Source organism: Streptomyces sp. SID3343, from assembly GCF_009865215.1.
Lineage (GTDB): Bacteria > Actinomycetota > Actinomycetes > Streptomycetales > Streptomycetaceae > Embleya.
In genome coordinates this window covers 1-8,152 of record NZ_WWJX01000874.1, presented here as the reverse complement: position 1 = coordinate 8,152, position 8,152 = coordinate 1, and the positions used below count along the sequence as shown (strand labels likewise).

Annotated in this window: 12 protein-coding genes; 5 read left to right on the top strand and 7 right to left on the bottom strand. The window is 69.5% G+C overall.

Features of this window, described 5'->3' with window-relative positions; all coding sequences use genetic code 11:
- A partial coding sequence (locus tag GT354_RS54550) for a hypothetical protein (protein ID WP_237535498.1) occupies positions 1 to 185 on the bottom strand: 185 nt, incomplete at its 3' end.
- A gap of 174 nt (positions 186 to 359) precedes the next feature.
- On the opposite strand from GT354_RS54550, the gene GT354_RS27280 reads away from it, so the two are divergent.
- From GT354_RS27280 to GT354_RS27270, 3 genes are all read left to right on the top strand, one after another.
- Positions 360 to 1,742: an aminotransferase class I/II-fold pyridoxal phosphate-dependent enzyme gene (locus GT354_RS27280; RefSeq protein WP_161359034.1), complete on the top strand. Its 1,383-nt coding sequence runs from the start codon at positions 360 to 362 to the stop codon at positions 1,740 to 1,742.
- A gap of 125 nt (positions 1,743 to 1,867) precedes the next feature.
- On the top strand, positions 1,868 to 2,071 hold the full coding sequence (locus tag GT354_RS27275; RefSeq protein ID WP_161359033.1) for a hypothetical protein: 204 nt from the start codon (positions 1,868 to 1,870) through the stop codon (positions 2,069 to 2,071).
- Between the two features lie 477 nt (positions 2,072 to 2,548).
- Positions 2,549 to 2,752, top strand: a complete 204-nt coding sequence (locus GT354_RS27270; RefSeq protein ID WP_161359032.1) for a cold-shock protein — start codon at positions 2,549 to 2,551, stop codon at positions 2,750 to 2,752.
- Positions 2,753 to 2,815: 63 nt separating this feature from the next.
- Here GT354_RS27270 and GT354_RS52815 read toward each other — a convergent pair whose 3' ends face one another.
- Positions 2,816 to 2,983, bottom strand: coding sequence for a hypothetical protein (locus tag GT354_RS52815; protein ID WP_202512356.1), 168 nt, complete (start codon positions 2,981 to 2,983; stop codon positions 2,816 to 2,818).
- A gap of 39 nt (positions 2,984 to 3,022) precedes the next feature.
- On the bottom strand, positions 3,023 to 3,379 hold the full coding sequence (locus GT354_RS27265; RefSeq protein WP_161359031.1) for a PRC-barrel domain-containing protein: 357 nt from the start codon (positions 3,377 to 3,379) through the stop codon (positions 3,023 to 3,025).
- A 321-nt stretch (positions 3,380 to 3,700) separates the two neighbouring features.
- Between GT354_RS27265 and GT354_RS27260 the strand changes: the two genes are divergently transcribed.
- Positions 3,701 to 4,147 (top strand): nitroreductase family deazaflavin-dependent oxidoreductase, encoded by a 447-nt coding sequence (locus GT354_RS27260; RefSeq protein ID WP_161359030.1) that lies wholly within the window; start codon positions 3,701 to 3,703, stop codon positions 4,145 to 4,147.
- A gap of 133 nt (positions 4,148 to 4,280) precedes the next feature.
- Here the strand turns inward: GT354_RS27260 and GT354_RS27255 are convergent, their stop codons facing one another.
- On the bottom strand, positions 4,281 to 4,613 hold the full coding sequence (locus GT354_RS27255; RefSeq protein WP_161359029.1) for an STAS domain-containing protein: 333 nt from the start codon (positions 4,611 to 4,613) through the stop codon (positions 4,281 to 4,283).
- A gap of 341 nt (positions 4,614 to 4,954) precedes the next feature.
- Between GT354_RS27255 and GT354_RS27250 the strand changes: the two genes are divergently transcribed.
- Positions 4,955 to 5,680 carry a DUF981 domain-containing protein gene (locus tag GT354_RS27250; protein WP_161359028.1) on the top strand — a complete coding sequence of 242 codons (726 nt, stop codon included), beginning with the start codon at positions 4,955 to 4,957 and terminating at the stop codon, positions 5,678 to 5,680.
- A gap of 39 nt (positions 5,681 to 5,719) precedes the next feature.
- On the opposite strand, the gene GT354_RS27245 is transcribed toward GT354_RS27250, so the two are convergent.
- From GT354_RS27245 to GT354_RS27235, 3 genes are all read right to left on the bottom strand, one after another.
- Positions 5,720 to 6,499 (bottom strand): MerR family transcriptional regulator, encoded by a 780-nt coding sequence (locus tag GT354_RS27245; RefSeq protein WP_161359027.1) that lies wholly within the window; start codon positions 6,497 to 6,499, stop codon positions 5,720 to 5,722.
- Complete coding sequence (locus GT354_RS27240; protein WP_161359026.1) at positions 6,493 to 7,308, bottom strand: ABC transporter permease; 816 nt, start codon at positions 7,306 to 7,308, stop codon at positions 6,493 to 6,495. Before GT354_RS27240 ends, GT354_RS27245 begins: the two co-directional genes overlap by 7 nt.
- On the bottom strand, positions 7,305 to 8,152 hold an 848-nt coding region (locus tag GT354_RS27235; RefSeq protein WP_161359025.1), incomplete at its 5' end, for an ATP-binding cassette domain-containing protein. The genes GT354_RS27235 and GT354_RS27240, both read right to left, overlap by 4 nt.

Genomic DNA, 8,152 nt, shown 5'->3' with positions numbered 1-8,152 from the left:
GTGCGGCACGCGCGTGCCTCGGCCGCGATCCGGGTCGTACGCCGGCGGTGGGGCGTACCGCGTGGGTGGTCGTTTGCGGGGTCCTGGGTACGACGATGCCGTGCGAGGCACGGGAAGCGTCGGGGCTTGTCGGGCGGCTCGGGGCGGAGGCGGGTTTCGGGGGCCGCGCGCATGATGATCACCATGCCGGGAACTCTGACTGTCCGGTTTTGCTCCGGCGGCGACGCGAATCCGTCCCGCCCGGCGATCCCCTTCGGAGCGGCACGCTCCACCCGGCGGGCGTGATCCCCGCGGAGCCGCGAACCGGTACCGCCGATACCCCGGAGTACCCGGCCCCCCAGCGCATCCGGAGGCACAGCATGGACAGCCGTCGTCGGTTGACCGAGGCGTTCGACACCGTGTCCGCGTGGGCGGACACGCATGCGGGTCCCCCCTCCGATTCCTTGCCGTCGGCCGCCGACGAGCACGTCGAGCGGCAGTTCGCGGCGTTGGCCGATCGGATGCGCGGTGGCGGCAACCGGTCGTCGGCCCAGCCCGCCTACACCGGATACGCCCTCAAGCCCCCGCACGCCGCCGCGGTCGCGGGCCACCTCGCCACCGTGCTGATCGACTCCGACGGCAGCGTGACCGATGCCGACGTGACCGCCGCCGACCTGGAGGAGGAGATCGTCGCCGAGCTGGCGTCGATGCTCGGACTGCCCGATGCGGTCGGTCATCTGACGTCGGGCGCCACGGTCGGCAACCTCCGAGCTCTGTGGGTGGCGCGGGAGATCCACCCCGAACTCGGCATCGCGCACAGCGCCGACACGTACTCCGCCCACGAACGCATGTGCGAGCTGCTGCGCACGCCTTCCCGGTCCGTCCCCGTCGACGCCGCAGGGCGGATGGACCCGGACGCGCTCGCGACGGAACTGGCCAAGGAACGGGTCGGCACCGTCGTGGTCACCGTCGGCACCCCCACCCTCGGCGCCGTGGACCCGGTCGCCGACATCGTGACGTTGTGCCGCGATCACGGCGTCCGGGTCCACGTGGACGCCGCCTACGGCGGTTTCTTCGCCCTGGTGAGCGACGCCCACGAACTGCGCGACACTCCGACCGCGCGCCACCTGCGGGCCGTCGCCGACAGCGACTCGGTGGTCGTGGACGCGCACGAGCACGGCCTGCACGTGCACGGCTGCGGCGCCGTACTGTTCCGGGACACCGGCGTCGGCGGGGCCGCCCGACACGACGCGCGAGCCGTGGACTTCGGCTCCGAGGCCCTGCGTGCGGGCGACCTCGGCCTCGACGCCGAGCGCTTCGACACCGCAGCCCTGTGGCTGACTCTGCGGGCCCTCCCGCTCACCCCCGGGGGCCTGGGCGAGTCGCTGGCGGCGGCCCTGCGCGATGCGCGGCGGTGGCGCGAACTGATCGACGGGGAGGCGGAGCTGATGCTGTACCAGGAGCCCGAGTTGGACATCCTGACCTATCTGGCTCTCACCGGCGAGACCCGGCCGCGGCTGTCGTCGGTGGAGGCCGCCAGTCGGCACATCCTGCACGCCGGCGCACACACCACCGGGCATCCGGTGCACCTGAGTACGCTGCCCGTCCGCGTCCTCGACTTCCTCCGACGCCACCCCCACTCCGTCGCCGATCAAAACCGGACACAAATCCTGCGCAGCGTGCTGTCCGCGCCGGAGCCCGAGTCGCACGTCGATCTGCTGCACGCGCGCGTCGCCGCACTCGCGGCCACCGCGCCGCGCTGAAGCCGAACCGGCCCGTACGGCCGGCCGCCGAGGCCGACGGTCACCCTGCGTTCGTCCGGATGCGGATTCGGCCGGTCACGGCTTGTATGGGTGAGACCGATGGATCCCAGCACACGGGAGCTGACATGCACGTGATGAGAGCGGTCGAAGGCCCGGAGAGCGTCGTGTGGCATGCGATGGAACGCGAGGACACCGCAATGTGCGGGGCTACGGTGCTTCCCTTCGAGGACGAGCACGGCACCCGCCTGGGGGAGACGTTCTGCCTGGCCTGCATGGCGGAGGTCGAAGTGGTCGCCCGTCCGGTGGCGACACCGCAGTCCGGAATCTGACCCACCCGTCGACGCGAGGCCCACCCGGGAACTCGCCGCCGCGAAACCGTGAGATGGGGGAAGGGTCCGATCGGGTCCGATTCGATGCCGAGTCGGACCCTTTCCCTTTTCTTTTTTTACTTTTTTCCTTTACGGCTTCCCGTACGGCTTCCGCTTCCTTTGTGGCCGGGCTGTCCTTTCGGCCGAGTCGCCGACTGTCGACGAAGGCGGACGAGGGGGAAGGTATCGATACGTTTCGGTACGTTCGCACCTGCGCGAGGTGTACACCGCGCTTTGTCGATGGTCCGGAGGCGTAGCGCGGCGATCACGCCTCGGGTACGGTCGTGCCTCAGCAGTCGTGGTTCGAAGAAGTTCGCTCGTGACCGCAGTCACGAGCGTTTTCGCTGTCGTGGGCACCCTCACGAAACCAGGACGATCACCTGCGGCCTCGCACAGTGCGTGGTTCGCGTTACATCCCTGATCGAGGAGCGTTCGGCCGTGGCCAGTGGCACCGTGAAGTGGTTCAACAGCGAAAAGGGTTTCGGCTTCATCGAGCAGGAGGGTGGCGGCCCGGACGTCTTCGCCCACTACTCCAACATCTCCGGTAGCGGATACCGCGAGCTCCAGGAGGGCCAGAAGGTGACGTTCGACGTCACCCAGGGCCAGAAGGGCCCGCAGGCGGAGAACATCGTCGCCTCCTAGTGTGCCGCCGTGCCGCGACGGACGTCGGTCCGTCGCGGCACGGCACATCCGGTGCGGCCCGGCTCAGCGGATCGGGCCCCGACCCCGCCGGGACCAGCGCATCCCGAGGTAGACCACGTCGGCGACGAAGAGAACGACCGCGAGGACCAGCAGATAGAAGAGTCCTTTCGCGACGACGCCGACGATGCCCAGCACGATGGCGATGATGACCAAGAGCAGAAACAGGACCATGGCGCGGCTCGCTCCTTGATCGAGAGGGTGATCGAGGATTCAGCGCCGGGCGAGTTGCCGCTCGCCGTCCGCGCCCGGCTGGTAGGGCAGGCCGTAGTGGCGGAAGATCGCCTCCTCGTCCTCGGCGGGCAGGACGTCGTCCGTGCCGATCGCGGGGCTGTCCTTCACCAGGTTCTTGGGATAGGCGACCTTGACGTAGCCGGGACCCACGATCGCCTTGCCCAGCGGGACGAATACCAGACGGTGGCGCGTGGGCAGTCCGACCTGGACGGTGGCCATGGCCGGCTCGTCGCTGCGGGTGTCGACGTAGATCGCTTCCAGGGAACCGATCTTGTGCCCGTCGGGATCGACGACGTCGTGCGTGCGCCACTCGCGAATATCCCCTACCTCGATCACCGGAACTCCCTTCGCCCGATCGGCGCTCGCTGCCGATCCGGGCCAGACGGACTGTGTTGTCCGTGCAGCCTGCCCGGTCCGCGCGCGAACAAAAGTGCGTGACGAGACGACGGGTGGGCGGGTATCCGATCGTGACCCGCCGCGCACGGCGCCGACCAGGTGCCGACGGCCGCGTCTGCTTCGGGTCGATCGCACCGGCGCCTCGACGAGTTCGCCGGCGGGGTCGACGACATGCCGTGTCGCGGTTGACGGTTGCGGTTCTCGGGCAGGTCGGGGTGGTTGGATCGAGTGTCGACCACTGCACACGGATGGGATACGGCCATGCCCCTGGAAGGCGAGTACGAACCGAGCCCCGACAAGAGGGCTCGCGAGCAGGTCGAGTTGTACGAGAGTTCCGGCGGTAAGGAGGGGACGACGATGCGCGGGCTGCCCGTCGTCATCCTGACGACCGTGGGCGCGAAGAGCGGCAAGCTCCGTAAGAGTCCGCTGATGCGGGTGGAGAAGGACGGTGCCTACGCCGTGGTCGCCTCACAGGGCGGCGCTCCCAAGCACCCGGTCTGGTACCACAATCTCGTGGCCGATCCCCGAGTGGAACTCCAGGACGGTGCGGTACGCCGGGACATGATCGCCCGTGAGGTCACCGGGGCGGAAAAGGGTCCGTGGTGGGACCTGGCGGTCGAGGCGTTCCCCGACTACGCGGATTACCAGAAGAAGACCGATCGTCAGATTCCGGTCTTCGTCCTGGAAGCGGCCTCCACCGACCACTGACCGACCACGGTCGCGCCCTGGGAGGCGGTCCCGAGGGCCGTACCGACGTGCGCCCTCCCGATCCGGACGGATCGGGAGGGCGCACGTTCGTACGCGGTGCGGGCGCCGCAGCGGGGGCTGCGCCGGCGGGCGGTCAGCGGGACGCGGGGTGTGCCCCCAGGAGGGCGCCGGCGCCCGTGAGGGTGAGGATACGGGCGACGTTGGGTTGCGCGTCGTGCAGGCGTAGTTCGGCGCCGACGGCGCGCGCGGCGCGCAGGCCGTGCAGCAGCGCGTTGAGGCCGGCGCAGTCGCAGAACGAGACCGCGCTCATGTCGACGCAGATGTCGAGGGGGCGGTGCGCGACGCACTCGTCCAGGGCGTGCCGTACGGCGGGGGCGGTGTCGAGGTCGATCTCGCCGACGAGTACGACCAGGCAGTGCCGTCCCACGGTGACCGGGTATGTGCCGAGAATCGGGGTGGAGGGCATGGGTGTTCCTCCTTCATGCGACCTTCGAGCAACCGTGGACCTCGGCTTGTCGACGACTTCGCGAGCCCGGGTCCGTTCGGCGAGCGACGCTTACCTATATAGCCCACGGCACCAAGGTTGACAAGCTGAGGCTCAACCCTGGTTTCGGGCCGAAACGGCCCAGTCGTGGGAATCGCCCATGGTGGTGACGCTCAACTCCCATCCCCAGCCGGGTGGTTGAGGTCCGGTTGCGGCAACGGGTGCGGGTGGTCGCGGAGCCGATGGCCCGCAATCGGGTGAAACATCCGGTTGACGTCGGAAGAATCGGATGATTGGCGCCATGTGGTAACTACTGTCCCGGTATGAGCCATGGCGCGAACAGTCTCGCGGCGTCCGGTTTGAAGATCGACTGGGCCCAGATGCCGACCTACAACACGATCATGTCCGTGGCCGCCGGAGCCGGGTTGCTGCTCGTCGTGGCATTGGGGTGGCAACTGCTGTCCCCCGGGCGGAAGATCGCGCCGGAGGCGTGGGCGTTGGCTTTCGGCGCCCTCGGGTTCGTGCTGATCGTGACGGGTCTGCACATGACCCTCACGTGGCCGCTGGCCGGTCAGGGTTTCCCGTTCGACAACATCGTCTTCGGCGAACCCGCCCTGGCCTTCGGCGTATTGCTCGCGTGCGCGTCGCTCTACCTCTGGAAGCGGGGAGCCGCCCTGGTCGAGGACCCGGACCGGCTCACCCGCCTGACGAAACTGGCGTCGCCCATCTCGGTGTTCGTGTTCGGCCTGGGCCTGGCCTGCTTCGGGATCGCCGCCGCGGGCTGGAAGTACACGTTGTTCGCGGCGCCTCCCGAGGAGCCCGTTTCCGGTGAGTTCGCCGATCATCCGATGTTGGAGGCGAGCTTCATTTCCAGCCTCTACGTCCTGGTCGGCATCGGCGCGGTCCTGTTCCCGCTCGCGCTGCACCGCCCCAAGGGCCGGCCGGCACGCGTCGTCGGGGTGGCCTGGACCCTGTCCGGGCTGGCCTTTCTGTTCTTCGGCGGCCTGAACTATTTCACGCACATCGGGCTGATCGTCAACACCATGTGACGACAGCGGGCACGACTGCGGAGCGACCGCGGGGGACGGTCACGGCTGGGGCGGGTCCACCCGTTCGAGCTTGGTCCAGCCGGTCCAGCCTCGCGTCCTCAGCAATTCGATCAGCCGACGGGCGGGCGGGGCGGTGTCGAACGCCAGGGTGTCCATGAGCTTGGCGAACGGTGGCTCGATGTCGGCGTCGTCGACGTAGTCCTCGCCCTGCTCGTCGGCCATGCGCGTGATGTAGGCGGCCAGTTCGTCAGCCAGTTCGGCCAGCCGCGGGTCGTCGTCGGCCCGGTCGAGGGCTTGGCCCAGGGTGCGGTAGAAGTCGACGAGCTGGGGGTCGGCGAGCTGCTCCCGCTTGCGTGCCATCCACTCCGGGACTCGCTCGGGGGAGTGCGCGGCCAGCGGGATCCAGCCGTCGCGCTCGACCCGGACGATCCGCTCGTCGACCCCGAGCGCCCGTAGCCGGTCGAGGAACTCGACCACCTCCGGGGGCAGTGCCAGGCTGTCCCCGGACGCGAGCCGGGCGATGTGTTCGCGGTGTCGCCGTCGTTCCCGGATCTCCGCCCGTAGGCGCCTGTCGATGTCCGCGATCGCCGCGGCGAATTCCTCCTCGCCGGCGCGGAGCAGCTCCCGTACGCGTGCCAGGGGGACGCCGGCCTCGGCCAGGGTCCGGATCTTGATCAGCTCGACCACGGCGCCGGCGTCGTACCGCCGATAGCCCGAGTGGTCTCGCTCCGGTTCCGGCAGCAACCCTTTGGCGTGATAGTGCCGTATCGCGCGCACCGTCACCTTCGAGTGGGACGCCAGCTCGCCGATGGTCAGCATCGAGCCAGTATCTCCCGGTTCGCGCCCCGGGTTCCGTAGAGACGCCGAGACCACAGGTAGCCCGTTGATCCGATCAGCACGCACCAACCGACGGCCCACAGCGTGTCCGAACCGTCCGGCGACCCGGCCGACAGACCGCGGATGGTGTCCATGATCGGCGTGAACGGCTGGTGCTCGGCGAACCACCGCAGCCCGACCGGCATCGACTCGACCGGCACGAACCCGCTGCCCACGAACGGCAGCAACACGAAGATCATCGGCAGGTTGCTCGCGGTCTCCGGATCCGGCGCGGCCAGACCCAACGCGACGGTGAACCAGGTCATCGCGAAGGAGAGCAGCGCGAGCAGAGCGATCAGGCCGATCCACTGCATCGGCGAGGCGGCGGTCTCCAGGCCGAGCAGGAACGCCACCGCGAAGATCACCGCGAGCGCGTGCGCGGTCTGGATCATCGCGCCGAGCACGTGACCGGTCAGCACCGAGGACTTGGCGATGGGCATGGTCCGGAACCGGTCGATGATCCCGTTGGTCATGTCGGTGGCGACCAGGACCGCGGTGCCGATGGACACGCTCGCCACCGTCATCGTCAGAATTCCGGGAGTGACGAATGTCAGGTAGTCGCCGCGATTCCCCGCCCCGGCTCCCGGCACACCGGCGCCCATGGTGCCGCCGAAGACGTAGACGAACAGCAGCAGGAACAGCAGTGGCTGGCCGATCAGCATCACCGTCATCGACGGGTAGCGGGCCATGTGTCGCAGGTTGCGACGCAGCATGGTCGCCGCGTCGCGGAGGGCGTACGTCGCGGTGCTCATACCGGGACCCCCCGGGAAGACTCGTCGGTGGTGGGCCGGCCGGTCAGGGCCAGGAACACGTCGTCCAGATCCGGGGTGTGCACGGCGAGCCCGGTGACCGCGCGGTCGTCGATGCGGTCCAGCAGCCGGCGCAGGGTGGTGAGGCTGCCGTCGTGTGGCAGGGTCACGGTGAGGGACTCGGCGTTCGGGCTCGCTTCGGGCAACCGGCGGGCCAGCTCGGCCACTTGCTCGCCGTCGGCGGCCCGGAGTTCGATGTGGCCGCCGGGGACCAGCCGCTTCAACTCGGCCGCGGTGCCCTCGGCGACCAGTCGGCCCCCGTCGAGCACACCGATGCGGTCGGCGAGCCGGTCGGCCTCCTCGAGGTATTGGGTGGTGAGGAAGACGGTGACCCCGTCGGCCACCAGTTCGCGCACGATCTCCCACAGCTCACGGCGGCTGCGCGGGTCGAGGCCGGTGGTCGGTTCGTCGAGAAAGATCAGCCGCGGCCCGGCCACCAGCGTCATCGCCAGGTCCAGTCGCCGCTTCATCCCGCCGGAGTACGTCGCCGCGCGGCGGTCGGCGGCATCGAGCAGGTCCAACCGCTCCAGCAGTCGCCCGACCACGGCCTCCGCGCGGCGTCGGCCGAGGTGGCCGAGATCGGCCATCAGCCGCAGATTCTCCCGCCCGGTCAGCACCCCGTCCACGGCGGAGAACTGCCCGGTCACGCCGATCGACGCGCGCACCCGGTCGGCCTCGCGGCGGATGTCGTATCCGGCGACCCGGGCCGTACCGGCGTCGGCGGGAAGCAACGTGGACAGAATCCGGACCGTGGTCGTCTTGCCGGCCCCGTTGGGGCCGAGCAGGG